Source organism: Curtobacterium sp. VKM Ac-2852 (genome assembly GCF_013205045.1).
GTDB lineage: Bacteria > Actinomycetota > Actinomycetes > Actinomycetales > Microbacteriaceae > Curtobacterium > Curtobacterium flaccumfaciens.
The window spans coordinates 884,546-909,965 of the sequence record NZ_JABMLI010000002.1; the positions used below are offsets into that span (position 1 = coordinate 884,546).

At 71.5% G+C, this 25,420-nt stretch carries 17 protein-coding genes, 1 other RNA gene and 1 pseudogene; 12 read left to right on the top strand and 7 right to left on the bottom strand.

Going from position 1 to position 25,420, the window contains the following annotated elements:
• The first annotated feature begins 41 nt into the window (after positions 1–41).
• Positions 42–3,788, top strand: coding sequence for a multifunctional oxoglutarate decarboxylase/oxoglutarate dehydrogenase thiamine pyrophosphate-binding subunit/dihydrolipoyllysine-residue succinyltransferase subunit (locus HQQ79_RS10570; RefSeq protein ID WP_173034139.1), 3,747 nt, complete (start codon positions 42–44; stop codon positions 3,786–3,788).
• A gap of 79 nt (positions 3,789–3,867) precedes the next feature.
• Here the strand turns inward: HQQ79_RS10570 and HQQ79_RS10575 are convergent, their stop codons facing one another.
• Positions 3,868–4,308, bottom strand: coding sequence for a GNAT family N-acetyltransferase (locus HQQ79_RS10575; protein ID WP_173034141.1), 441 nt, complete (start codon positions 4,306–4,308; stop codon positions 3,868–3,870).
• 114 nt (positions 4,309–4,422) lie between these two features.
• Between HQQ79_RS10575 and HQQ79_RS10580 the strand changes: the two genes are divergently transcribed.
• Positions 4,423–5,004, top strand: coding sequence for a hypothetical protein (locus tag HQQ79_RS10580; RefSeq protein ID WP_173034143.1), 582 nt, complete (start codon positions 4,423–4,425; stop codon positions 5,002–5,004).
• A gap of 68 nt (positions 5,005–5,072) precedes the next feature.
• Entirely contained in the window at positions 5,073–6,491 is a 1,419-nt protein-coding gene (locus tag HQQ79_RS10585; RefSeq protein ID WP_173034145.1) for a LamG-like jellyroll fold domain-containing protein, read from the top strand.
• A 19-nt stretch (positions 6,492–6,510) separates the two neighbouring features.
• Here the strand turns inward: HQQ79_RS10585 and HQQ79_RS10590 are convergent, their stop codons facing one another.
• Both HQQ79_RS10590 and HQQ79_RS10595 read right to left on the bottom strand, forming a co-directional pair.
• Complete coding sequence (locus HQQ79_RS10590; protein ID WP_027465838.1) at positions 6,511–6,753, bottom strand: zf-HC2 domain-containing protein; 243 nt, start codon at positions 6,751–6,753, stop codon at positions 6,511–6,513.
• The gene (locus HQQ79_RS10595) at positions 6,750–7,601 is read right to left on the bottom strand and encodes a sigma-70 family RNA polymerase sigma factor (RefSeq protein WP_110864006.1); all 852 of its coding nucleotides are present in this window, start codon (positions 7,599–7,601) and stop codon (positions 6,750–6,752) included. The genes HQQ79_RS10590 and HQQ79_RS10595 overlap by 4 nt, the downstream gene beginning before the upstream one ends.
• 81 nt (positions 7,602–7,682) lie before the next feature.
• Here HQQ79_RS10595 and aroA point away from each other — a divergent pair, with 81 nt between their 5' ends.
• From aroA to hisN, 4 genes are all read left to right on the top strand, one after another.
• The gene (gene aroA, locus HQQ79_RS10600; RefSeq protein ID WP_173034147.1) at positions 7,683–9,068 is read left to right on the top strand and encodes a 3-phosphoshikimate 1-carboxyvinyltransferase; all 1,386 of its coding nucleotides are present in this window, start codon (positions 7,683–7,685) and stop codon (positions 9,066–9,068) included.
• A gap of 3 nt (positions 9,069–9,071) precedes the next feature.
• On the top strand, positions 9,072–10,118 hold the full coding sequence (gene rsgA, locus HQQ79_RS10605; RefSeq protein ID WP_173034149.1) for a ribosome small subunit-dependent GTPase A: 1,047 nt from the start codon (positions 9,072–9,074) through the stop codon (positions 10,116–10,118).
• Positions 10,119–10,595: 477 nt separating this feature from the next.
• Complete coding sequence (locus HQQ79_RS10610) at positions 10,596–11,768, top strand: hypothetical protein (RefSeq protein ID WP_173034151.1); 1,173 nt, start codon at positions 10,596–10,598, stop codon at positions 11,766–11,768.
• A gap of 19 nt (positions 11,769–11,787) precedes the next feature.
• On the top strand, positions 11,788–12,576 hold the full coding sequence (gene hisN, locus HQQ79_RS10615) for a histidinol-phosphatase (RefSeq protein WP_111056333.1): 789 nt from the start codon (positions 11,788–11,790) through the stop codon (positions 12,574–12,576).
• Positions 12,577–12,594: 18 nt separating this feature from the next.
• Here hisN and HQQ79_RS10620 read toward each other — a convergent pair.
• A pseudogene (locus HQQ79_RS10620) lies at positions 12,595–14,127 on the bottom strand (MFS transporter).
• Positions 14,128–14,653: 526 nt separating this feature from the next.
• Between HQQ79_RS10620 and HQQ79_RS10625 the strand changes: the two are divergent.
• The 5 genes from HQQ79_RS10625 (at position 14,654) to HQQ79_RS10645 (ending at position 23,309) form a co-directional block, all read left to right on the top strand.
• Complete coding sequence (locus HQQ79_RS10625) at positions 14,654–17,353, top strand: LuxR family transcriptional regulator (RefSeq protein WP_173034153.1); 2,700 nt, start codon at positions 14,654–14,656, stop codon at positions 17,351–17,353.
• Positions 17,354–17,838: 485 nt separating this feature from the next.
• Entirely contained in the window at positions 17,839–19,653 is a 1,815-nt protein-coding gene (gene glmS, locus HQQ79_RS10630; protein ID WP_173034155.1) for a glutamine--fructose-6-phosphate transaminase (isomerizing), read from the top strand.
• Positions 19,654–19,816: 163 nt separating this feature from the next.
• Positions 19,817–20,530 carry a M50 family metallopeptidase gene (locus tag HQQ79_RS10635; RefSeq protein ID WP_173034157.1) on the top strand — a complete coding sequence of 238 codons (714 nt, stop codon included), beginning with the start codon at positions 19,817–19,819 and terminating at the stop codon, positions 20,528–20,530.
• Between the two features lie 88 nt (positions 20,531–20,618).
• Positions 20,619–22,004: an O-acetylhomoserine aminocarboxypropyltransferase/cysteine synthase family protein gene (locus HQQ79_RS10640; protein WP_173034159.1), complete on the top strand. Its 1,386-nt coding sequence runs from the start codon at positions 20,619–20,621 to the stop codon at positions 22,002–22,004.
• Positions 22,005–23,309: an LLM class flavin-dependent oxidoreductase gene (locus HQQ79_RS10645; protein WP_173034161.1), complete on the top strand. Its 1,305-nt coding sequence runs from the start codon at positions 22,005–22,007 to the stop codon at positions 23,307–23,309.
• Between the two features lie 16 nt (positions 23,310–23,325).
• Here HQQ79_RS10645 and HQQ79_RS10650 read toward each other — a convergent pair whose 3' ends face one another.
• From HQQ79_RS10650 to smpB, 3 genes are all read right to left on the bottom strand, one after another.
• Positions 23,326–24,204: a hypothetical protein gene (locus HQQ79_RS10650; protein WP_173034163.1), complete on the bottom strand. Its 879-nt coding sequence runs from the start codon at positions 24,202–24,204 to the stop codon at positions 23,326–23,328.
• Positions 24,205–24,366: 162 nt separating this feature from the next.
• Positions 24,367–24,743, bottom strand: a transfer-messenger RNA (tmRNA) gene (gene ssrA / locus HQQ79_RS10655).
• A 95-nt stretch (positions 24,744–24,838) separates the two neighbouring features.
• Positions 24,839–25,315, bottom strand: a complete 477-nt coding sequence (gene smpB, locus HQQ79_RS10660; RefSeq protein WP_027465851.1) for an SsrA-binding protein SmpB — start codon at positions 25,313–25,315, stop codon at positions 24,839–24,841.
• Between the last annotated feature and the right edge of the window lie 105 nt (positions 25,316–25,420).

Sequence of the window (25,420 nt, forward strand, 5' to 3'; positions counted from 1 at the left end):
ACACACACGAGCATCTATCGACGGAGAGTGGGCGATCGGCTGTGTCGAGCCATCTGACCGGAACGGACGAGACCGCGGGCGAATTCGGGGCGAACGAGTGGCTCGTCGACGAGCTCTACGAGCAGTTCGTCGCGGACAAGGAGTCGGTCGACAAGTCCTGGTGGCCGGTCCTCGAGAGCTACCACCGCACGCAGGTCGGTGACGCTCCGGCTCCGGCGGGGTCCCCCGCACAGCAGGCGCCGACCCAGCAGCAGTCCTCGACGCAGCAGCCGGCCACCGGGGACACCCCGGGCGAGGCGAAGTCGGGCCCGATCCAGGCGAAGACCACCTCGCGCCAGCCGGCACCGCAGCCGATCCCGGCCGAGGCGAACGACGCCGCCGACGACCACGAGGAGACCCACGAGGATGTGGCGACCCCGCTCCGGGGCATGGCCAAGACGCTGGCGTCGAACATGGACGCCTCGCTGACGGTCCCGACCGCCACGAGCGTCCGGACCATCCCGGCGAAGCTGATGATCGACAACCGGATCGTCATCAACAACCACCTGCGACGCGCCCGCGGCGGCAAGATCTCCTTCACGCACCTGATCGGGTGGGCGATGGTGCAGGCGATCAAGGACTTCCCGAGCCAGAACGTCTTCTACGAGGAGCGCGACGGCAAGCCGTTCGTCGTCGCCCCGGCGCACGTGAACCTCGGCATCGCGATCGACGTCCCGAAGAAGGACGGCACCCGCTCGCTCCTGGTGCCGAGCATCAAGCGTGCGGAGACCCTGACGTTCGGGCAGTTCCTCTCCGCCTACGAAGACCTCGTCAAGCGTGCCCGTGACAACAAGCTCACCCCGGCGGACTTCCAGGGCACGACGATCTCGCTCACCAACCCGGGCGGCATCGGCACCGTGCACTCGGTCCCGCGTCTGACGAAGGGGCAGGGCTCGATCATCGGCGCCGGCGCCCTGGAGTACCCGGCGCAGTTCCAGGGCTCGGCGTCGAAGACCCTGATCGAGCTCGGCATCGGCAAGACCATCACCCTGACGAGCACCTACGACCACCGCGTCATCCAGGGCGCCGGTTCGGGCGAGTACCTCAAGCACGTGCACGAGCGCCTCATCGGCGAGCACGGCTTCTACGACGGCATCTTCGCGGCGCTCCGGATCCCCTACAAGCCGATCCAGTGGGCGAACGACATCAACGTCGACCTGGCACACCGGGTGAACAAGACCGCGCGCGTGCAGGAGCTCATCAACAGCTACCGCGTCCGTGGACACCTGATGGCCGACATCGACCCGCTCGAGTACCGCCAGCGCACGCACCCCGACCTCGAGATCGAGAGCCACGGGCTGACCTTCTGGGACCTCGACCGCGAGTTCGTCACCGGTGGGCTCGCCGGCACCACCTCGGCACCACTGCGCGACGTCCTCGGGATCCTGCGCGACGCCTACTGCCGCACGGTCGGCATCGAGTACATGCACATCCAGGACCCGGAACAGCGTCGTTGGGTGCAGGAGCGCATCGAGGTGCCGTACTCGAAGCCCTCGAAGGAAGAGCAGCTCCGCGTCCTCGGCAAGCTCAACGAGGCCGAGGCGTTCGAGACCTTCCTGCAGACCAAGTACGTCGGCCAGAAGCGCTTCTCGCTCGAGGGCGGCGAGTCCACCATCGCCTTCCTCGACACCCTGATCCAGCACGCCGCCGGTGCTGGGTTGGCCGAGGTCGCGATCGGTATGGCCCACCGCGGCCGCCTGAACGTGCTGACGAACATCGCCGGCAAGACCTACGGGCAGATCTTCCGTGAGTTCGAGGGGTCCTCGCTGCCGGGCACGGTGTCCGGTCAGGGCTCCGGCGACGTGAAGTACCACGTCGGCACCGAGGGCGTGTTCCGCACGTCCGACGGCTCGAGCATCCCGGTGACGATCGCCGCGAACCCGTCCCACCTCGAAGCCGTCGACGGCGTGCTCGAGGGGATCGTCCGCGCCAAGCAGGACCGCGAGGCCCCCGGCAGCTTCGGTGTGCTCCCCGTGCTCGTGCACGGCGACGCGGCGATGGCCGGCCAGGGCGTGGTCGTCGAGACGCTGCAGATGTCGCAGCTCCGCGGCTACCGCACCGGCGGCACGGTCCACCTCGTCATCAACAACCAGGTCGGGTTCACCACCCCGCCCGAGTCGGCGCGGAGCTCGGTGTACTCCACCGACGTCGCGAAGACGATCCAGGCACCGATCTTCCACGTGAACGGTGACGACCCCGAGGCCGTCGCCCGCGTCGCCGAACTCGCCTTCGCGTACCGCGAGGAGTTCCACCGCGACGTCGTGATCGACCTGATCTGCTACCGCCGTCGTGGGCACAACGAGGGCGACGACCCCTCGATGACGCAGCCCCTGATGTACAACCTCATCGAGGCGAAGCGCTCCGTCCGCACGCTGTACACCGAGGCCCTCGTCGGCCGCGGTGACATCACGCAAGAGGAGTACGACGAGGCGCACCGCGACTTCCAGGACCGCCTGGAACGCGCCTTCGCCGAGACGCACGAGGCACAGACCGGCACCATCCCGGTCATCGAGGTCGACGACGACGGTGCGGTGCAGGGGCTCGAACGCCCGGCCGCGCAGCGCGACGACTCCGAGGTCGAGGTGCACGAGACCGCCGTGTCCGAAGAGCTCGTCCGGGCGATCGGTGACGCGCACAGCAACCCGCCCGCCGGGTTCTCCATCCACCCGAAGCTGCAGCAGCTGCTGACCAAACGCACCGAGATGACGCGCAACGGTGGCATCGACTGGGCGATGGCCGAGCTCATGGCGATCGGGTCGATCCTGGTCGAGGGCAAGCCCGTCCGCCTCGCCGGGCAGGACGCCCGACGCGGCACGTTCGTCCAGCGCCAGTCGGTGTTCCACGACCGGGTGAACGGCCAGGAATGGCTGCCGCTGTCGAACCTCACCGAGGACCAGGCCCGGTTCTACGTGTACGACTCCCTGCTGAGCGAGTACGCGGCGATGGCGTTCGAGTACGGCTACTCGGTGGAGCGCCCCGAGTCCCTCGTGCTCTGGGAGGCACAGTTCGGCGACTTCGCGAACGGCGCCCAGATCGTCATCGACGAGTTCATCTCGTCCGCCGAGCAGAAGTGGGGGCAGCGCTCCGGCCTCGTCCTGCTGCTGCCGCACGGGTACGAGGGCCAGGGGCCGGACCACTCGTCGGCACGCATCGAGCGCTACCTGCAGCTGTGCGCCGAGGACAACATGATCGTCGCGCGCCCGTCGACCCCGGCGTCGTACTTCCACCTGCTCCGCCGTCAGGCGTGGGCCCGGCCGCAGAAGCCGCTCGTCGTGTTCTCCCCGAAGGCGATGCTCCGGCTCCGTCAGGCGACGAGCGCGGTCGAGGACTTCACGACCGGAACGTTCGAGCCCGTGCTGGACGACACGCGGATCACCGACAAGGGCGCCGTGCGCCGCGTCGTGCTGCACTCCGGCAAGGTGCACCACGACCTGCGTGCCGAGGTCGACAAGCGCGGCATCACCGACGTCGCACTCGTCCGGCTCGAGCAGCTCGCCCCGCTCCCCCTCGACCGCCTCCTCGAGGTGCTGGCGGGCTACCCGGACGCCGACGTCGTGTGGGCGCAGGAGGAGCCGGAGAACCAGGGCGCCTGGCCGTTCGTCTGCATGAACCTGTCGCCGCACCTGGGCGGCCGCCCGTTGTCCGTGGCGGCCCGCTCGGCGAGTGCCGCACCGGCCACGGGTTCCTCGAAGCGCTCCGCACAAGAGGCCGCCGACGTCATCAGCACCGCGTTGAGCGCGTCAGCCTAGCCACGAGGAAGCGCCCCGTGCGGGAGTCCGAGCGACTCCGGCACGGGGCGCTTCGACGTTCGCGGGGAAGGCGGCGGCGCTACGCGATCTTCGTGTACCGCACCCCGGCGTCGTGGTACCCGCGCTTCTGGTAGAAGCGGTGCGCGCTGTCGGTGGCGGCCGCACTGACGGCGCTGAGGCGACGCGCGCCCTGCTCGACCGCCCATGCTTCGAACGTGCCGATGAGCGCCGAACCGGTGCCGAGCCTCCTGGCCGTGTCGTCGACGACCAGCAGCAGCAGCTGCGCCGTCGGCTCGTCACTGGCGTACGCCCACGTGACCTGCGCGCCGGCGACGGCGACGACCCGTCCGTCGTCCCCCCGGACCACCCAGGTGCGGTGCCCGGCTTCGGGGATGAGCCGGTCGAGGCGGGCGCGCATCGACGCGTCGTCGACGTCGTGGCCGAGCAGGCGGACGAGGGCGGCGACGTCGGCGACGTCCGTGTCGGACCAGGTGGTGGTCGACTCGACGGAGAGGGTCATGTCGGCCAACCTACCCGGGCCGTCGGTCGTGTTGCGACGGGCTTCCATAACAACTGATATTCATATACGCTGCTGTCATATCACCCGCCGGGTGAACCGACCGACAGGACAGCCATGCACATCACCTCCCGCCACGGCCGAACCGCCGCCTGGATCGCCTTCCCGCTCGCCGTCGTCGCCAGCGGCGCACTCATCGCCACGGCCTCGTACGCCGCCTTCTCGAGCAGCACCGACAACGCCGCGAACAGCTGGCGCACCGGTGCCGTCTCCCTCACCGACGACGACCAGGGCGTCGCGATGTTCGACGTCGACGACCTGGTGCCCGGGTCCGCCGGATCGAACTGCATCACCGTGACGGCGAACACCACCAACGCCTCGACCGTGAAGCTCTTCACCGCCGACGCGGCCGACGACGACGCACTCGCCGAGCACGTCGGGCTGACCGTCGAGCGCGGCAGCCTCGGCACAGCGGGCGACTGCAGCACGTTCACCGCGACGACGACCGTGCACGACGGGACGCTCGCCGGCCTCATGGCGTCCGAGTCCTTCGGCACCGGCGTCGACGCGTGGAAGCCGGCGACGGGTACGGCGAGCACGACCTACCGCATCAGCTACGACCTGAGCGCGGGCGCCCCGAACACCGTGCAGTCGTCCGAGGCCGGCACCACGTTCGTGTGGGAAGCGCAGACCGACTGATCCCCGTCCCGATCCGTCCCGCCCGACCCGTCCGTCCCGCCCGACCCGCCCGACCCGAGGAGCAGCCGATGCCGAACGTCGCCACCCGCCGTCACGTCCGCTGCGTCGGCGACCTGCCCCGGCTGCTCCTCGCGGTCTCGGCGCGGACGGTCCTCTGGTCGGTGCTGCTGCTCGCACTGTGGGCGTCGCTCCCCGCGGCGTTCGGGTGGCACGTCACGACGGTCGTCTCCGACTCGATGGCCCCCGGCATCCGGACCGGGGACGTCGTCGCCGCGATGCCCGTCGACCCGGACGACCTCGAGGCCGGACGGGTGCTGCTCGTCGAGGACCCCGACCACCGGGATCGACTCCGTCTGCACCGCCTCGAGCGCATCGAACCGGACGGGGCACTCCGCCTGCGCGGAGACGCGAATCCCACCGCGGACCGGACCGCCGTCTCGCCGGAAGCCGTCCTCGGGGTGGGTGTGCTGCGGTTCCCGGGCGTCGGGCTCCCCGGAGTCTGGGTCCGCGAGCAGTCCTGGACCACGCTCCTGCTCGCCGCCGCTGCCGCCGCGGTGCTCGTCGTCGCCGCTCGGGCGGACCGTGGGGTCATCGCCGGGCTGCCGTGCCCGCGGTGCGGTGCACCCCGATGGGACACCACAAGTCCAGCGGTCGCCCCCGGCACCCCCGGGGTCACGTCCGCGCAGAGCTCCTCGTGGGCGCTGGCGACCACGGCCGCAGTCGCAGTCACGGCGGTCGCCCTGACCGTGGTCGCCGGAGCCGGGTTCAGCGGCACGACCGCCACAACGTCGTCACTCAGGACACAGTCGTTCCCGTGCTTCGCACGACCGCTCGACGCGCCCGTCCTGGCGTGGGACTTCGACGAGAAGGGCGGGAACGCCGTCCGGGACACCAGTGGCCACGGCGCGGACGGCACCGGGCGACTCGGGCCCGTCCGGAACGATGACCCGTGCTCCGGGAACCCCTCGATGCACTTCGAGACCGACGACAGCCGGGTGGCGACGAACACCCCGACGGCAGCACCCCAGGTCTTCTCGATCGAGGTGTGGTTCCGCACCGACCGCGCCGGTGGCCGGATCCTCGGATTCAGCTCGAGCCAGGACTCGGCCTCGTCCTACAAGGACCGACACCTGTACGTCGGAGCCACCGGCCAGCTCATGTACGGGGTGCAGGGACCTGCGAACGGCTTCCGGTTCGCGACCGGATCGACAGCACGGGTGGACGACGGACGGTGGCACCACGCGGTCGGTACCCTGCGGGTCGGTCGCGCCGAGCTGTGGCTCGACGGCGCACTCGTCGGCACGCGGACCGATGTCAGGGGCGCGCACCAGTACGACGGTCACTGGCGCGTCGGGCGTGAGTCGCTCTCCCCCTGGCCCGGCCAGCCAGCCGACTACACGTTCCGCGGCGACGTCGACAGCGTGCGGGTGTACGACCGGGTTCTCGACGGGGAATCCATCGCAGCACACCACCGAGCCGGCCGCTGACCGCCGACCGGGCGAGCTCTCAGTGCGTCGCCTGCTCCACCCGGATGCGCGCGAGGATCTCGCTGCGCAGCTGGTCGGGAGCGGTCTCCTTGCAGGCACGACGGACGGTCTCCATGAGCACGACGCCGACGCGGTGCTCGGTCTGGCAGTCCTCGCATCCGTCCATGTGCTCGCGGATGTCCGCGGCGTCCTCGTGACGGAGCTCGTCGTGCAGGAACTCCTCGAGCTCGGCCTTCGCCTTCGAGCAGTCGCAGCCGCTCATCGTGCGTCCTTCCGTCCGGTGCGACCCGTGGCCGCGGTTGCCTTCGTCGTCTGTGCCGCGCCTCGTCCCCGTCCACGCATCGTCGCCGTCGACGCTGCGTCCGGGACGATGCCGGTCTCACGGGCGTGGTCCGCCAGGAGCCCACGGAGGAGCCGGCGGCCACGGTGGAGGCGGCTCATGACCGTCCCCACTGGGGTCTTCATGATGTCGGCGATCTCCTGGTACGAGAAGCCTTCGACATCGGCGAAGTACACGGCCATCCGGAAGTCCTCCGGGATGGCCTGCAGTGCGTCCTTCACGGCGGAGGACGGCAGGTGGTCGATCGCGTCGGCCTCGGCGGACCGGGCGGAGATCGACTGGGTGACGCTCTCCGCGCCGCCGAGCTGCCAGTCCTCGAGCTCGTCGATGGTGCCCTGGTACGGGTTCCGCTGGTTCTTGCGGTACGTGTTGATGAACGTGTTCGTGAGGATCCGGTACAGCCAGGCCTTCAGATTCGTGCCCTGCTTGAACTGGCGGAACGCGGCGAAGGCCTTGACGAACGTCTCCTGCACCAGGTCCGACGCGTCGGCCGGGTTGCGGGTCATCCGCATGGCCGCACCGTAGAGCTGGTCCATGAAGGGCAGCGCCTGGTCCTCGAAGAGGGACCGCAGCTCCCCTTCGGAGACGGTCTTCGCGTCCACCGGCTCGTCTGCGGCGTCGTCGAGGGCTTCGTGCTCCTCTTCGACGGCGTCGAGCTGCACCTCGGTCTCGTCGACCAGGTGGTGCGGAGCTGCCTGCGGTTCGTCGGTCGTCATCGCCGCCAAGTCTAGGCCGAGCGTGCCGAGCGTCGTCGGCACCGCGGTCAGCACGGTTGCCGTGCCGGTTCGCTCTCGTGCGAGTGTTGCTGTCGCCACTGATCCTCCCGGTGCGTTCAGTACCCTGGTGAACCGATGGCAGACACGACGCATTCCCACAGCGGGGCCCAGCCCGCCGACCCCTGGATCGCCCCGGTCGCAGGGGGTCCGCTGCGCGGCGACGTCGCGCTGCCCGGGTCGAAGTCGCTGACGAACCGGGAGCTCGTGCTCGCGGCCCTCGCGGACGGCCCCTCGACGGTCCGGCTCCCGCTGCACTCCCGTGACTCGGCGCTGATGATCGCGGGCCTCCGTGCGCTCGGCGTCGGCATCGAGGAGCTCGAGCCGGCGGCCGGCACCGCTCCGAACCCCTACGGCCCGGACCTCCGGATCATGCCCGCCCCGATGCACGGCGACGTCCGCCTGGACTGCGGGCTGGCCGGCACCGTGATGCGCTTCCTGCCGCCGCTCGCCGCCCTGGCCGTCGGGCCCGTCACGGTCGACGGCGACCCCTACGCCCGCAAGCGGCCCATGCACGCCATCGTGCAGGGACTCGTGGACCTCGGTGTGGACGTCACGGACGACGGCGGCGGTTCGATGCCGTTCTCGTTCACCGGCACCGGCTCGGTCCGCGGTGGCGCACTGACGATCGACGCCTCGGCGTCCTCGCAGTTCGTCTCCGGGCTGCTGCTGTCAGCACCCCGCTTCGACGAGGGCCTGCACCTCACCCACGTGGGCGAACGCCTGCCGAGCATGCCGCACATCGAGATGACCGTCGCGGCGCTCCGCGCCCGCGGCGTCCGCGTCGACGAGCCGTCGCTCGGCGAGTGGGTCGTGCACCCCGGCCCGATCGGCGCGCGTGACGTCACGATCGAGCCCGACCTGTCGAACGCGGCGCCGTTCGCCGTCGCCGCGCTCGTCGCCGGCGGCACGGTGCGCATCCGCACCTGGCCCACCGAGACGACGCAGGTCGGTGCCGACCTCGAGACGCTCCTGCCCCTGTGGGGGGCGAGCGTGGCCCGTGACGGTGACGACCTGGTCGTCGACGGCGGCGTCGGGATCCGGGGTGGGGCCTCCTTGCCGGGTCTCGAACTCGACCTGAGCCGCGGCGGCGAACTCGCCCCGGCGCTGGCCGCGCTGGCCGCGCTGGCGGACGGCCCGAGCGAGATCACCGGCATCGGCCACCTGCGGGGGCACGAGACGGACCGCCTGGCCGCGCTGGCGGCGGACCTCAACCGGTCTGGAGGCGCGGTGCACGAACTCGACGACGGCCTGCGGATCGAGCCGGCACCGCTCCACGGCAGCGCCTGGGGCGCGTACGACGACCACCGGATGGCGACCGCGGGGGCGATCGTGGGCCTCGTCGTCGACGGCGTCGCCGTCGACGACATCGGGTCGACCGCGAAGACGCTGCCGCAGTTCCCGGAGCTGTGGGCTGCGCTCGTGGCGTCCTCGGTGGCCGCTGCACCGGTGAGTGGGGACTGACGCATGAGCTGGTGGGACGACACCGACGGTGAGGACTCCGACGCTGACGAGCCGTACGGGCAGTACGACGAGTCGAGCGTGCGGGTGCGCCCCAACCCGAAGGGCAACCGACCGCGCACGAAGACCCGTCCGACGTACGACGACGCCCCGGTCGGCTGGGTGACCAACGTGGACCGCGGGCGGTTCGGCGTGCTGATCGACGACCACGTCATCACCGCGACGAAGGCCCGCGAGCTCGGTAAGAAGTCCGTCGTCACGGGCGACCACGTGTCGCTCGTCGGGGACGTCTCCGGCGACCCGGGCTCGCTGGCACGCATCGTGAAGGTCGCCGAGCGCACCACACTGCTGCGACGGAGTGCCGACGACTCCGACGAGGTCGAGCGCGTCATCGTGGCGAACGCCGACCAGATGCTCATCGTGGTGGCCGCCGCCGACCCCGAGCCGCGCACCCGCCTGATCGACCGGTACCTGGTGGCCGCGTTCGACGCCGGCCTCGACCCGATCCTCTGCATCACGAAGACCGACCTCGCCGACCCGGCTGCGTTCCTGGCGCACTTCGCGTGCCTCGATCTGCGGATCGTGACGAGCCGATCGGACGACGTCCCCTTCGAGGCCCTGCACGAACTGCTCGACGACAAGGTGACCGTGACCGTCGGGCACTCCGGTGTGGGCAAGTCGACCCTGGTGAACGCCCTGACCGGGTCGACGCGTGCGATCGGCGTCGTGAACTCCGTGACCGGTCGCGGGCGGCACACCTCGTCGTCGTCGATCGCACTGCGGGTCCGCGACGGCGGGTGGATCATCGACACGCCGGGTGTGCGGTCGTTCGGCCTGGGGCACGTCGACCCCGCGAACGTGTTCCGGGCGTTCGCGTCGCACGCCGTGCCGGTGCTGCCCGCGCGGGACGGCATCCCGCTGGCGCAGGCGCACGACTGGGAGATCGTCGACCGGGTGCAGGACGGGGAGCTGGGGCCGACCGGCGTCGAGCGGCTCGACTCGTTCCGGGCGCTGCTGACCGGGATGGGTGCGTCCGACCCCGGTTCCGAGTAGCGCGCGGCGGTGCCGGCTGGCGCTGGCCGGCGCTGGTCGGCGCTGGTCGGCGCTGGTCGGCGCTGGTCGGCGGCTGGTCGGCGGCTGGTCGGGGGCTGGTCGGCGGCTGGTCACGACACCCCGCCGTGTGTGCGTCGAGTGGTCACGAACTGTCGACTGGCGACGCGGCACCCGACAGTTCGTGACCACACGAGCGCCGGCGCGCGGTGAGTCGTGACCACTCCGGCGGGCGCCCCTCGCACCGCGCAGACCTCGCACCGTGCCCCCCCCCCCCCCCCTCGCACCGTGCATACCTCGCACCGCGCCCCCTCGCACCGTGCAGACCTCGCACCGTGCGAGGAGCACACGAACGGTGCGAGGTTGCGCACTCCGTGCGGGCTCGCGGGCCTCGCACGGAGTGGGCAACCTCGCACCGGACGACGCCTCGACACCGGGCCGGCGTCGACAAGCGCGCACCGGGGTTGTACAGTTGCGGTCGTGTCTGAAGTTGCAAAGTACAACTTTGCGCCGACCCCCGCTGTCGACGCCCCGTCCCCGAGCACGACGACGACGTCGCACGCGCACCACTCCCCCACCCACAAGTCCCCACGAGCCCCGAAGCCGCAGCGGTCCGACAGCGTCCTGCGCCCCGCCGGCCTCGGTCGCGTACTGCTGACGTTCGCCTCGCACATCCTCGTGCCGCTGTTCCTGGCCGCCGGCATGGGCCTGGCGTACCTCGGCGCCTTCCACGCCCCGGCCCCGCAGGAACTGCCCGTCGGCATCGTCGGCCAGGGCGCGGCCACCCAGGTGTTCGCCCAGACCGTGACCGACCAGTCCGACGGCGCCCTCGTGGCCCACGTGGTCGCCTCGACGAAGGCGGCCGAGCAGCAGGTGCGCGACCGCGACCTCGCCGCCGTGTACGCACCGACGGCGACGGGTGCCACGCTCTACGTCTCGACCGCCGCGTCGGAGACGACCGCGAGCGCCGCGCAGAAGGTGTTCCTGCCGATCGCCTACGACCAGCACGTGCCGTTCCGGGTCGTCGACGTCGTGCCCACCGGCGACCAGGACACCACAGGCCAGGGGCTGTTCTTCCTGCTCGTGGCCCTGAGCGTCGGCGGGTACGCGTCCGCGATCGCCGTGGCCTCGGTCGCGACGAAGCTCCGTGCCGTGTGGACCGCGGTCATCGGGCTCGCCACCGCGGCGGTCGTCGCCGGCATCGGCGTGATCGTCGCCGGACCGATCTACGGCGTCATCACCACCCACCACTGGCAGGTGTTCCTGTTCGCCTGGCTCTACGACGCGATCATCGTCGCGCTCGGCGTCGGGCTGCACCCCGTGCTCGGCCGGTGGACCACCCCGATCCTCACGATGCTGTTCGTGATGCTGAACTTCACGTCGTCCGGCGGGATCTTCCAGCCGGCGTTCCAGCCCGGGTTCTTCGCCGCCCTGCACACCTTCTGGAGCGGTGCCGCGTGGCTGCAGGCCGCACAGGACCTGCAGTACTTCCCGGACGCCTCGCTCGGGCGTTCGTCGCTCGTGCTCGCCCTCTGGCTGGCCGCCGCGCTCCTGCTCTGCGTCGTCGTGCACGGGCTCGTCGCCCGCCGGACCCGCATCGCCCGCGAGCGCGAGGTCACCCGGCTCGAGGAAGAAGAGGTCGTCGCCGCGTAGCGACGGTAGGTTGGGCGACGTGGACCTCAGCGCCGACCTGGACTTCGCCCGCTCCCTCGCCGACACCGCCGACGCGATCAGCCTCGAGCGCTTCCGTGCCGCCGACCTGCACGTGACGAAGAAGGCCGACAGCACGCACGTCACCGACGCCGACCAGGCCGTCGAACGGGCCCTGCGCGAGCGGCTCGCCGCCGAGCGACCGGACGACGCGTTCCTCGGCGAGGAGACGACTGCGGACACCGGGGCCGAGGCCGTCAGCGAAGGGCACCGCCAGTGGGTGGTCGACCCGATCGACGGCACGGCCAACTACCTGCGCGGCGTGCCGGTGTGGGCGACCCTCATCGCGCTCGCGGTCGACGGCCGCCCGGTGCTCGGCGTCGTCAGTGCGCCCGCCCTCGGCAAGCGCTGGTGGGCGGCCGAGGGCTCCGGCGCGTTCTCGCTGGACGGACCACTCCGGGTCTCCGGGGTGTCCGAACTCGCCGACGCGAGCCTGAGCTACAACAGCATCCAGCAGTGGGACGACGACGACCGCCTCGAGCCGCTCGTCGACCTGTCGCGCCGGGTCTGGCGCACCCGGGCCTATGGCGACATGTGGTCGTACATGATGGTGGCAGAGGGCGTCCTCGACGTCGCCGGCGAACCGGACCTGAAGCCGTGGGACATCGCGGCCCTCGTCCCCATCGTCGAAGAGGCCGGTGGCCGCTTCACCTCACTCGACGGCGACCCCGGGCCCTGGCACGGCAGCGCCCTCGCCTCGAACGGCCTGGTGCACGATGCCGTCGTCGAGGTCATCCGCCGCGACTCCTAGGACCGGTCGGCCGGCAGGTCAGCCCCGCTCGGCAGACCCCGCTACCGAGCCAGGGTGCCCGGACTCCTCATCGGACCTCCGCGCCGCCCGCCGACGCGCCACCAGGTCCCCACCGGCCAGCACGAGCGCCAGCGCCATCAGCGACACCGTGAACGTCGTGCCGCTGCGGAACGCGTCGTGGTACGCGTCGAGACGCCCGCCCGACGCGCCGGATCCCGACCCCGCCGCCTCGCTCCGCACGATCCCGTAGAAGATGCTGGTCGCGACCGCGGTGCCGATCGCCGTGCCGACGCGCTGGCCGAGCTGCTGCATCGACCCCGCCACCCCGGACTGCTCGACGGGGATCTCGGCCAGGGTCAGGGTCTGGTTCGGCGACACCACGAACCCGCCACCGAGTCCGCCCACCAGGAACGCGCCGGCCATCGCCCACGGCGTGACCTCCGGCGGGGTGGCGACGGCGGCGACCATGAGCAGCAGGAACCCGATGACGACCATCCCGAGCCCGGCGACCACCAGGGCCCGCCCGACCCGGTCCACGATCCGTCCGCCGATGTAGGAGCCCACGGCACTCGTCGCAGCGAAGGGGATGCTCACCATGCCGGCGAACAACGGCGACAGCCCGAGGCCCTCCTGCAGGTACAGCGTGACCATGAGGAACGACGCCGGCAGCGCCGCGAAGTAGACGGCCACGATCGACAACCCGTTGCGGTACGACGACAACCGGAACAGCTCGAAGTGCACCACGGGCGACTTGCCCTACCGCTTGAACCGCTGCTCCCAGAGCACGAACAGCACGAGGAACACCGCGAAGCCGACGAGCCAGAACCAGCGGGCCGCAGAACCGCCGCCGCCACTGGTCAGCACGAACGGCAGCATCAGGGTGATGATGGCGGCACCGAGCAGCAGGATGCCGACGACGTCCAGTTCGCGGTCTTGCGCCTTCCCCTGGGCACCCTTCGGCAGCAGGCGGACGGCGAAGAGCAGTGCGGCGATCCCGAGGGGCACGTTCATCCAGAACAGCAGCCGCCAGCCGGACTCCTCGCCGCCGATCGCGATGAGGCCACCGCCGATGGTCGGCCCGAGCGCGGTGGAGATGCCGATCATCGCCCCGAACAGCCCGAACGCGCGGCCCCGCTCCGGTCCGCGGAACAGCTGCTGCACCAGTCCGATGACCTGGGGCATCTGGATCCCGGCGGCGAAGCCCTGCAGGATCCGGGTGACGATGAGGACCTGGATGTTCGGGGCGACGGCGCACAGCAGGCTCGATCCGGTGAACGCGCTGAGGCCCACGATGAACATGACACGCCGGCTCTTCAGGTCGCCGAGTCGACCCGCGGGCACGAGGGCGAGGCCGAACGCCAGCGCGTACCCCGCCACGATGAGCTGGAGCGACGAGCTGGTGGCTCCGAGCGACTGCTCGATCGAGGGCAGCCCGACGTTCACCTTGGACAGGTCGAGGATCGTCAGGGCCGCGACCGCCACGCACACGGCGAAGGCCCGCCACCGGGTGCGGTCATCGAGGCGGGCGTCGGTCGGTTCGGCGTTGGACATCCCGTCCGTGCTACACCTGCGACGACGAACGGGGTCCGGACAGACCTGTACCCCGGTTCCGTCCGGCGGACCCGGATCGGGGTGCAGAGGGTGGGTGCCACACCCCCCCTCATGGCCCCCCGTACTGGGGGCACCGTTCTGGACATCTGCTCACCGGAGTCCGCTCGGCGGGCCGGTACCTGAGTTATCGTGCTCCAGACGGCAGGTCACGTGATGCTCTCGGATTCCCTAGATCCGGACAGCGGAACAGACCGGTCGTGTTCGTCCGAAGACCCTAACCCGAGGGGTGATACAGACGATGACATCATCGTTCCCGAGCGGAACCGAGTGCACCCACACTCGTCGACCGCATCCAATCCACGACAGTTCCGGCGCGCGCTCAGTCGCCGCCGCTCGTCCGCACTCCGTCACGGTCACCCGCCGTGCAGCAGTCCGGTCCGCCTCCGTGCGCCCCGTCGCAGCGACCCCCGTGTTCGCCGACGCCCTCCTCGCAGCATCCGCCTCCGGACCCGGAGGCCGGTGAGTCATGGCACTCACCGGTCGACGTCTCGAGGTCGACCGGATCGCGACCCTCGCAGTGCTCCCACGGGAGTCCGCGATGGTCGTGGTCGGCGACCCTGGTTCCGGACGCAGCAGCGTCCTCGACGCGGTCTCGAACCGCGTTTCCCTCCCCGTCGTCCGGGTCGGTGTCAACGGGAGTGAATCCCGCTGGCCGCTGGCCGGGGTGACCTCCCTGTTCACCGCGCTCGACGACCCCCGAGCGACCGCACACATCGCCCACCTGCTGCAGGCCGGCGGGACCGCGGCCGCCGTGACGGCCGGGCTGGCGGCGGCGCACGACTTCCTCGATGCCGTGCACGCCCTGACCCTCCCGCCGACGCTCGTCCTCATCGACGACCTCGACCGGATGGACACGGAGAGCCAGGAGCTCATCGCGTTCCTGGCCGGACGACTCGCGGGCACCGCCCTGCGCGTCGTGGCGACGGTCCGTTCGGTGCCGTCGGACGGTCCGCTCGCGGCCCTGCCGATCCTGCGCATCGAACCGCTGCCGTCGGATGAGGCCCTGGTCCTGGCCCGGGCCATGGCACCGGCCGAGGCGAACGACGGTGTCCTCGCCGTCCTCGCCGAGGAGACCGGTGGCAACCCCGGCGCGCTCCGCGAACAGCTCGCGGTGCTCACCCGGGAGCAGCTCACCGGCGCGGAGCCGATCGTGCTCCCGCTCCGACCAACTCCGACGACCGAGGCCATCGCGGCGCTCGCACTCGGGCCCGCCGCGGGACGCGATCTGGACGTCCTCGCGAAGCTCGCCCTGGTGCCCGTCGCGAAGACCACGGCGTGGGACCGCGACGAGCTGGACGACCTGGTCGGGGCCGGTCTCGCGACCGTCCGCGGGCAGAGCGTCACCGTCCGGCACCCGCTGGTCCGTTCCGCGCTCTACTGGCGGATGCCCGCCCGTGACCGTCGTGCGGCACACGCCGAGCTGGCCACGGCGAGCGCGGAGACCGACCCGCGGTCGGCCGCGTGGCACCGGAGCTTCGTCGACGACGTCCCCGACGTGGTCGCGCTGCTCCAGGCTGCACGGTCGTACGTCGTGGACGGCAACGTGCACGCCGCGATCGCGCTGACCGAGCGTGCCCTGCACATCGGCGGTGGGACCGAGGACGAGCACGTCGCGCTCCTCGGGGTCGCGGAGGCCATGCTCGGCAAGCGCCTGCTCGGCTTCGCTGCGCGGTACCTCGCGGCGCTCCGTCCGTTCCGGACGACGCCGAACGAGGTCCGCCGGCTCCGGCTGCAGTACTCGGCCGAGTACCTCAGCGGTGACGCCGTGCACGCGGACGAGCTGCTCGTCCCCGTCGACGCGACGGACCCGGCCGAGGTGGACGCCGTCGCCGGGCTGATGGCCATGGTGGCGTGCTTCCGTGCCGAGGCATGGGAGCTCGACCAGGCGAAGGACCTGCTGCACCGGATCGAACCGCTCGAGGGGTCGGCGTCCGCGCACACCCTCGAGATCACGACGACCGCGCGGGAGCTCATCGCCGCCGTGGACGGCGTGCTGCCGCCCGACACCGAGCTGCACGACGGGCTCGCGACGTCGGAGCTCGTGGCGATGTCCGACCCGGCCCTGCTGCTGCTCGCCCACGCGCTGAGCATCGGCGAGCGCTACCGGAGCGCGCGACGGGTGTTCGCACTCGTGCTCGCCCGGGGGCAGGAGACCGCGGCGGTGTGGACCGAGGCGGCCCGCTACCTGACGTCCGAGAACGAGGTGCGCTCCGGCAACTTCCGGCAGGCGCTCCGCGCGATCGACGTGTGGGAGTCCGGTTCGTCCGTCGCCGAGCGGTTGCGTGAGCCCTCCCGGGCGATCGCCGTCGCGTGGCGGCACTTCGCCGAGGGCCGTTCCGCCGAGGCGCTCGACGTCGTGGACCGGTGCCTCGAGCACCGATCGACGAGTCGGCTCTGGGGTGCGACGGCGAAGCTGCACGCGCTCCGCGGCAAGGTCCTGCTGCTCGACGGCCGCCTCGACGAGGCAGCCACCGCGCTCGAGGCCGCCGACGCCATCGGTCGGTCGCTCCGGAACCCCGCGGTGCTCCGGCACCTCGGCGACCTGGTCGAGGCGTACGTGCGTCTCGGACGGACCGACGACGCGCGGACGATCACGGCCCGCCTGGCGGCGGACCACCATGCCCGTCCCGGGCGCTGGGGTGCCCTCGTGCTGGCGCGGAGCCTCGCGCTCGTCGCCGACGACACCACCCGCGAGACGGCTCGTCGCCGTGCGCTGGAGCTGTTCCAGCCGCACGACTCGCAGTACGAGCGGGCTCGCACGTTCGCGGCGCTGGCCGCGGTCGGCAACCCGGCCGAGCGTCCGCGCCTCGGTGCGGCGGCCGCAGCGGCGTACGAGGCGGCCGGCCTGCGTCGACCGCTGGTGACGCCGGCGCCGGCCGCGGCGATGCCGCAGTTCGGCACGGGCTCGTCATCGATCCGGTCCGCACCGGTGCTCTCGCCGGCGTTCCCGGGGACGCCGCGCAGTGCCCCTGACGCGTCGGCGGTGCTCACGTCGCTGACCGCCGAGGAGCGTGCGGTGGTGCAGAAGGTCACCGAGGGGTACCGCAACCGCGAGATCGCCTCGTCGCTGTTCATGTCGCAGCGCACGGTGGAGCTGCGGCTCACGCAGATCTACCGCAAGGTCGGCGCGCGGTCGCGATCGCACCTGGTCGCGCTCCTCACGTAGGGGACCGCACATCCAACCGGGCTCGCAGGCTCGCCCGGCGCTGGGTCCGCGCGCCGCTGGCGCGTCGCTCAGAGCGAAGACCGCGCGGGAGGCCCGGTACCAGCTGGTACCGGGCCTCCCGTCCGTCGTCGCTCGCGTGGTGCGCCGGCGGTTGCGGGAGTCCGCACGCGACCGCAGCGCGGTGTGCCCCCGCACGCGGGGAACCGCAAGAGCGTCCGACGGGTGTTGCCGTGTGGTCGGCGGCGGGTGAGGCTTCTCCTGCACCGACCGCCGTGCCCCTCCCCCGGGGGCCAGCCCGCGGTACCTCGTCCGGTACCCGAACCCCTCGGCCCAACGACACCGACGTCCGTCCTCGCCTGATCCGAGGACGGGCGTCGGTTCCGGGCCGGGAGGCCCCGGACGCGCGGCAGACCCGACGGCGGTCGGTGCCGCACCAGTCCCACCTCCCCGTTCCACCCACCCTCGTTCCCCCGAAGGGACAGCCGATGTGCGGCATCATCGCGGCCCGCGTGTCTGACGACGCGACCCCCTACCTGCTCGACGGACTCGAACGACTCGAGTACCGCGGGTACGACTCCGCCGGCATCGCCGTCCGGACGGCCGTCGGCCGCACCGAGACGATCCGCTCGGTCTCCCGCGTCGGCGACCTGCGCACCCTCGTCGCTGCGCGCTCCGGTGACGCGCTCACCGGCGTCGGCATCGGCCACACCCGCTGGGCCACGCACGGCGCCGTGCGCGAGGCGAACGCACACCCGCACGCCGACTGCACCGGCCGGATCTCGATCGTGCACAACGGCATCGTCGAGAACGCGGACCAGCTGCGCCAGACGCTCGAGGCGCAGGGCCACCGCTTCCGGTCCGACGTCGACTCCGAGGTCATCGCGCACCTGGTCGAGCGGGCGTTGGCGGTCGACCCGGACCTGATGCTCGCGGTGCAGATCGCGACGGCGCAGCTCGAAGGCTCGTGGGCGATCGTGGTCCTGGACGCCCGGGACGGCCGCATGGTCGTGGCGGCGGACCGTTCGCCGCTCGTCGTCGCCCGCTCCGGCCGCGGCGACTTCGTGGCGAGCGACATCGGCGCGATTGCCGAGTGGTGCGAGACGTTCGTGGCGCTGCGCGACGGCGACGTCGTCGAGCTCGGTGAGGCCTGGACCTGGTCGTCCGACGGCATCACGGTTCCCGTGCCGTTCCCGACGCCGTCCCCGTTCGCCGCCGCCGCGCTCGACCTCGGCGACCACACCGACCACATGGCGAAGGAGATCGGCGAGCAGGCCGACGTCGTCGCGACGATCCTGGACCGGGTGGCCCGCCGCACCGCCGACGGCAGCATGTGGGTGGGCCTCGGCCTGGCCGGCTTCCACCGGCTGGCGATCGTCGCCTGCGGCACGTCGCTGAACGCGGGCCAGGTGATCGCGACCGCCCTGCGCGGGATCGGTGGTGTGCCGACCGACATCGTCGTCGCGAGCGAGGCCGACCAGGCCGTGCTCGGTCCGGGCACCCTGGTCGTCGCGATCAGCCAGTCCGGTGAGACGGCCGACGTGCTCCGCGCCCTGGACCGGTTCGAGGACCGCCACCCGGTGCTCGCGCTGACCAACAACATGCACTCCTCGCTCGCCCGACGGGCCGACGCCGTGCTGGACTGCCACGCCGGCCCGGAGATCGGGGTCGCGGCCACGAAGACGTTCACGGCGCAGGTCGTGGTGGGCGTCGCGGCGATGATCTCGGCGATGGTGGCGTCCGGCCGCATCGAACCGTCGCGCGCCCAGGTGCTCGTCGACGAGCTGCTCGACCTGCCGGCACGGATCGAGCACGCCGCGCGGGTGTCCGCCGAGCGGATGCCGCTGCTGGTGTCGAGCGTCAAGGAGGCCACGGGCTTCCTGTTCCTCGGCCGCGGTGCCGGGCTGCCGTACGCCGCCGAGGGGGCCCTGAAGCTCAAGGAGCTCAGCTACCGCTGGGCCGAGGCGTACCCCGCCGGCGAACTCAAGCACGGGCCGCTCGCCCTGGTGGACGACGGCACCCCGGTGGTCGTCATCGACCACGGTGAGCCGAAGATCCAGTCGGCGATCGCCGAGGTCCGGGCCCGCGGCGGCTTCGTCATCACGATCGGCGGCGAGTCCGCGGACATCCCCGCGCTCGGCCGCCGTGGCACCGGCGACCTGGCCTGGGGTGCGATGACCGCGCCGTGGGGTCCGCTCGAGGCCGTCGTGCCGCTGCAGATGCTCGCGCGGGAACTGGCCCTGCAGCTCGGGTGCGATGTCGACAAGCCCCGGAACCTGGCGAAGTCGGTGACGGTCGAATAGCCGGGCGCCGACGCGTGAACCGCCTGACGGTGTTCCTCGCCGTCCTCACCGCCCTGGCGATCGTCAGCACCGTGGTCCTGGTCACGGTGGTGCTGACGACGCCCGGGCTCCCCTGACGCCGGTCCCGCAGGGTCTTCCTGGGCGGGGCTGCGATGCTGGTCACTTGACCACCGCAGCCCCGCCCCTCGTCTTCGTCGCGCTCCTCGTCGGCGCCGTCCTGCCGTTCGTGCCGTTCGTCGGCCGCGTGGCCCGCATCGCCGCGACCATCGCGCACGAGGTCGGGCACGCGATCGTCGTCGTGCCGTTCGGCGGGCGGATCCAGCGGATCGAGCTGCACCCGGACGGGTCCGGCGAGGCCTGGGTCCAGCTCGGCCGGGTGCCCGGCGGCATCCGGTGGCTCGTCCGGATCCTGAACCTGTACGCCGGGTACAGCGCACCCCTGTGGGCGGGGGTGCTCCTGGTGACCGGGGTGCTGCACGGCTCCCGCTGGCTGCCCGTGGTGGTGCTCGCGGTCATCGGACTCGTCGCGCTGGCGTTCGTCCGGAACTGGTTCGGCCTGCTCGTCGTGCTCGGCTTCGACGCGCTCGCCCTGTGGGTGGCCGTCCGCCCGTCCGAGACGACCGTCCTGGTGGTCGCCGCCGTCGGGGCCTTCTTCGTCGTCGACGGCCTGCGCTCGGTGGTGCAGGTCGGCCGCTGGCTGGTCACCGGCGCCCGGGTACAGACCGACTTCCACATCGCCGCGGCCGAGATGCGGGTGCCGGCGTCCCTGTGGTTCGTGCTGTTCGTCGCCGTGAACGCCGTCGCCGTGTGGCTGGCGCGCGAGCCGCTGCTCCAGGTCTGGGACACCGTCGTCACCGGGGTCCGCGCGCTCGTCTGAGGCTGCGCTCGCGTAACCGGGGGCCGCAATCGCCTGTCCGCGCCGAGTGGCTGCGAGGCTACCGCCAGACGACCCCCGGAGGTGTCCCATGGCGACCGACGACCACGGCTTCGCGACCGAGCAGGTACACGGCGGCTTCGTGCCCGACGCCGGGCACGGCGCCCGGGTCCCCGCGATCCACATGTCCTCCGGGTTCCTGTTCGACGACTTCGACCAGGCCCGTGACCGCTTCGCCGACACCGACGACGGCTACACCTACACGCGTCTCGGCAACCCGACGAACGCCGACGTCGAGCGTCGCGTGGCGTTGCTCGAACGCGGTGTCCAGGCGATCCTGGTCGGCAGCGGTCAGGCTGCGGCGACCGTGGCGTTCCTCGGCCTGCTGCAGGCCGGCGACCACGTCGTCAGCGCCCGGAGCATCTACGAGGGCACGCGCGGACTGCTGCTGCAGAACCTCGGCCGGCTCGGCATCGAGGTCGACTTCGTCACCGACGCCCGCGACCTCGACGCCTGGGCCGCGGCGGTCCGACCGAACACGAAGGCGTTCTTCGCCGAGACGATCCCGAACCCGAAGAACGACGTCCTGGACATCACCGGCGTCGCCGAGACTGCGCACCGCGCCGGCGTCCCGCTGATCGTCGACAACACCCTCGCCACGCCGTACCTGGTGCGCCCGGTCGAGCACGGCGCGGACATCGTCGTGCACTCGGCGTCGAAGTTCCTGTCCGGCCACGGAGCCGGACTCGGCGGCGTGGTCGTCGACGGCGGCCGGTTCGACTGGTCCGCCGCCCCCGAGCGCTGGACCCACCTGACCAGCCCCGAACGGTCCCTCGGCGGCGAGAGCTACGTCGAGCGGTACGGCAACCGGGCCTTCGCCGTGTTCGCCCGTGACGTCGTCGCCGCACGCATCGGCCCGGCGCCGTCGCCGTTCAACGCGTTCCTGCTCCGCCAGGGCATCGAGACGCTGTCGCTGCGGGTGGAACGCCACTGCGCGAACGCGCTGGCCGTCGCGTCCTGGCTGGACCAGCAGCCGGAGGTGACGAGCGTCGACCACGCGGGCCTGGCCTCCAGTGGGTTCCACGACCTCGCCCAGCGCTACCTGCCCCGCGGGGCCGGGTCCGTCTTCGCCTTCACGCTCGCCGGTGGCGAAGCCGCCGCGCGGGCGTTCATCGATGCCGTGCAGCTGTTCAGCCGGATGACCCACCTGGGCGACGTCCGCTCGCTGATCCTGCACCCGGCCACCACCACGCACGCCGGCCGCACGCCGGAAGAGCGCGCCGAGCAGGGCATCAGCGACGGCCTGATCCGCCTGTCGGTCGGCATCGAGGACGTCGCGGACCTGCTCCGCGACCTGGAACGCGGGTTCGCCGCGGTGCGGTCCGCAGACGCCGCCGGCGGCCTGGAGGCACGTGGAGCGTCGGACGCGCGGCGCACGGCCGCCGGTGGGCCGGCACTCGACCGGCAGGAGCGCTGAATGGCCGAGCTGCAGCACTTCGGGTACTTCTTCTCCCGCGGCTTCGGCCCGCAGGCCTGGGGACGGTCCGACTGGGACTGGGGCCACGACTGGACGAAGCCGGACCTGTACCAGCAGTCCGTCCGGACGCTCGAGCAGGCCGGCATGGACCTGGTCATCGCCGAGGACGCCGTCTCGCTCGGCTCCCCCGCGACCCTCGACCTGCGCATCCGGCAGGCGTACGGCGGCCCGAAGCACGACCCGCTGCTGCTCGCCCCGTACCTGTTCGCCGCCACCTCGCACATCGGCATCGCGCCGACCGTCAACGCCGGCATCACTCCGCCGTACCTGGCGGCACGGCAGTTCGCGACCCTGGCGCACCTGTCCTCGGACCGGCTCGGCATCAACGTCGTCACCGACGTCGGCAGCGCACGCCACGCCGGCCTGCCGCCGCTGCCGCACGACCAGGCGTACGACCGCGCCGAGGAGTGGATCACCCTGCTCCGCCGGCTCTGGCACTCGTGGGGCGACGCGTACGTCGGCGCACCGGACTCGTGGCACTTCGCGGACGGCGACGCGCTCGACGCGTTCCACCACGAGGGTGCCCACTTCACCGCCGACGGTCCGCTCAACGCCCTGCCGCTGGCGTCGGACCCCGTGGTCGTGTCCCCCGGTGGCTCGGGCCGAGGGCTCGCGTTCGCCGGCACCCACTCGGACGTGCAGCTCGCGCTCGCGCCGCTGTCCGCCGCCGCGGTGACGGACTACCGCGCCCGGGTGATCGCGGCAGCCGAGGCCGCAGGGCGGTCCGCCGCGGACCTGCGGATCCTGTTCGTGCTCAAGCCCGTGATCGTGTCCTCACCGGAGGAGGCCGACCGCATCGTCGCGGCGTCCGAGCACCCCACCGACGACGCCCTGCGAGCGGCGGCGATCGCGTGGTCGAGTGACTCGGAGACCGACCTGCTCGCGCTCGACCTGGACGCCCCGGTGCCCGACGGGACCTTCGGTGAGCACGTCTCGGCCGGCACGATCCGCGGGCTGCTCGGGGACACCCCGGACGCACCGCTGCGGGAGCTGCTCGCACGCAAGGCGCGGCAGGGACGGATCGCATCACGCTCGGGGTTCGTGGGGACCGCCGACGAGTTCGCGGACTTCATCGAAGAGCTCGGCAGCGACGCCGACAACGACGGGATCATCTTCTCGGGCGACCTGCACCCGGCGCAGATCCACCGGACGTTCGGCGACCTGGTGCCCGTGCTCCGGCGCCGTGGGCTCCTGCGACGGGAGTACGGCGCCGGAGGGATCCGAGCGAACCTGTTCGACTTCTAGCGGGAGCGGCCGCGAGCTACTTCTTCTTCTTGGACTTCTTCTTCGCGTCGTCGTTCTCCTTCGACTTCTTCTTGCCGTCGTCGTCCTTCTTGGACTTCTTCTTCTTGTCGTCGTCCTTCTTGGACTTCTTCTTGCCGTCGTCGTCCTTCTTGGACTTTTTCTTGCCGTCGTCCTTCTTCGACTTCGCCTTGCTCGCGCCCGTCGGCAGTGGCAGGACGGCCGACACGGTCTCCGGCTCCGCCTGCGAGGCGTCGGCGTCGGCGTCGGCGGACGCAGCTTCGGTCTCCGGCGACTCCACCCCGTCGATCGGCTCGACGACCACGGCCGACCCGGTGTCCAGCTCGACGTCGACCGCGTGCTCCTCGAGAACCGGCGCCAGGGCGTCGGCGACCCGTTCGACCGTCAGCACCGCGTCCGCCTCGGCGAGCCGGAGCAGGGCCTGCGCGGTCCGCACCCGGGTGGTCGCCTTGCGCGCGAGGACGTCCGACCGTGCACCCTCGAGGAACGTGCGCAGGGCGCGTTCCACGGCGGAGCGTCCGCGCGGGGCGGCGCGGTCGAGTCGATCGAGTTCCCCGGCGACCCCGGAGACGTCGTCGGCGACGTGCTCGTGGCGGACCGACTCGATGAGCGCGGCGATGGCTGCGGCGGCACGTTCGACCCCGGCGGAGCGCTGGTCGAGCACGACGAGCATCTCGACCACCGAGCCGTAGGTGACGGTCTCGAGGCGGACCGGCTCCGCGCCGCGACCGCGAACGACCAGGCGGGTGTCGGGGTTCGGCAGCCATGCGGCGAGGGCGGCGACCGTGGCGACGGAGCCCACGATCCGCTCGTACTCGCTGAGCACCACTCGTTCCTGCTCCCGCAGACGGACACGGATCGCGATCTCCTGCACCACGTGCTGACCTCTCGTTCGGGTTCGACGCGAGCGTGTTCTGCGCGCCTGCTCCGGAGCGTAGTCCTCGGACGTGGCGGAACAGCGAACGCCCCGGCACTGTCCAGGGGACGGTGCCGGGGCGTTCAGGTGGCGCAGCGTGACAGCGGTTCGTCGTTCGGCGAATGGTGGAGATGGGGGGAATCGAACCCCCGTCCATCGCTGCAATTCGACGTCTTCTACGGGCGTATCCGGATAGTTCGTTCTGCTCGGCCCCGTCCTTTGCTACCGGCTTCTAGGACGACGGGCCCAGTCTCAGTGCAAGTCCCGCACGGCCCTGAGGCGCAACCGTGCAGCAAGTCCTCTGGATGACGTCGGGATCAGGTTAGAAGACGGTCACCTGGCCGACGGACTTCATGTGCTGGGCTGCTTACGCAGCGAGAGCGAAGTCAGTGCGCTTGGAATTGGCACTTGTTGTTTTCCACGGATCGTTTACGAGATAACCGTGGGTCCTCGGCCCGCTTCCCGTCGGCACACAGGCAATGTCGAAACCGATCATCCCCATGCAGGCCGGACGTGCGAACCGCTGTCACGCTGTTGAGTTGCCAATGCCCCTGTCGGAGCAGTCCCTCAGTCTAGCCGAGGAGATGCGTCGGCGCTACTCGCCGACGCGGTTCCGGGTGCGCATGGCCCGCTCGGCCTCACGCTTGTCGGTCTTCTCGCGCAGGGCCTGGCGCTTGTCGAACTCGCGCTTGCCCTTCGCGACGGCGATCTCGATCTTGGCCCGACCGTCGTGGAAGTAGATCTGCAGCGGCACGAGGGTGTAGCCGCCCTGCGCCGTCTTGTGCGAGATCTTCACGATCTGCTGCTTGTGCAGGAGCAGCTTGCGCTTCCGCCGCGGCGAGTGGTTGTTCCACGTGCCCTCGGTGTACTCCGGGATGTGCACGGCGTCGATCCACGCTTCGCCACCGTCGATGTAGGCGTACCCGTCGACCAGGGACGCCCGCCCCATCCGCAGGGACTTCACCTCGGTGCCGGACAGGACCATGCCCGCTTCGTACGTGTCCTCGATGAGGTAGTCGTGCCGGGCGCGACGGTTCGTCGCGACGATCTTCTCCCCGCGTTCCTTCGCCATGACGACTCCTCTCGATGGTGACCGGTGCAGTGCGCTGCGTGGGTGGTTCCGCGCAGCCCTACAGACTACTCAACACGAAGCGGGCGGCGCACCTTCCCGGCGCGC

Coding starts and splice junctions, on each gene's coding strand:
- HQQ79_RS10575 (WP_173034141.1), bottom strand. CDS start 4,308: ATGACCCTCTCCGTCGAGTCGACCACCACCTGGTCCGACACGGACGTC.
- HQQ79_RS10580 (WP_173034143.1), top strand. CDS start 4,423: ATGCACATCACCTCCCGCCACGGCCGAACCGCCGCCTGGATCGCCTTC.
- HQQ79_RS10585 (WP_173034145.1), top strand. CDS start 5,073: ATGCCGAACGTCGCCACCCGCCGTCACGTCCGCTGCGTCGGCGACCTG.
- HQQ79_RS10590 (WP_027465838.1), bottom strand. CDS start 6,753: ATGAGCGGCTGCGACTGCTCGAAGGCGAAGGCCGAGCTCGAGGAGTTC.
- aroA (WP_173034147.1), top strand. CDS start 7,683: ATGGCAGACACGACGCATTCCCACAGCGGGGCCCAGCCCGCCGACCCC.
- rsgA (WP_173034149.1), top strand. CDS start 9,072: ATGAGCTGGTGGGACGACACCGACGGTGAGGACTCCGACGCTGACGAG.
- HQQ79_RS10625 (WP_173034153.1), top strand. CDS start 14,654: ATGGCACTCACCGGTCGACGTCTCGAGGTCGACCGGATCGCGACCCTC.
- glmS (WP_173034155.1), top strand. CDS start 17,839: ATGTGCGGCATCATCGCGGCCCGCGTGTCTGACGACGCGACCCCCTAC.
- HQQ79_RS10640 (WP_173034159.1), top strand. CDS start 20,619: ATGGCGACCGACGACCACGGCTTCGCGACCGAGCAGGTACACGGCGGC.
- HQQ79_RS10645 (WP_173034161.1), top strand. CDS start 22,005: ATGGCCGAGCTGCAGCACTTCGGGTACTTCTTCTCCCGCGGCTTCGGC.
- smpB (WP_027465851.1), bottom strand. CDS start 25,315: ATGGCGAAGGAACGCGGGGAGAAGATCGTCGCGACGAACCGTCGCGCC.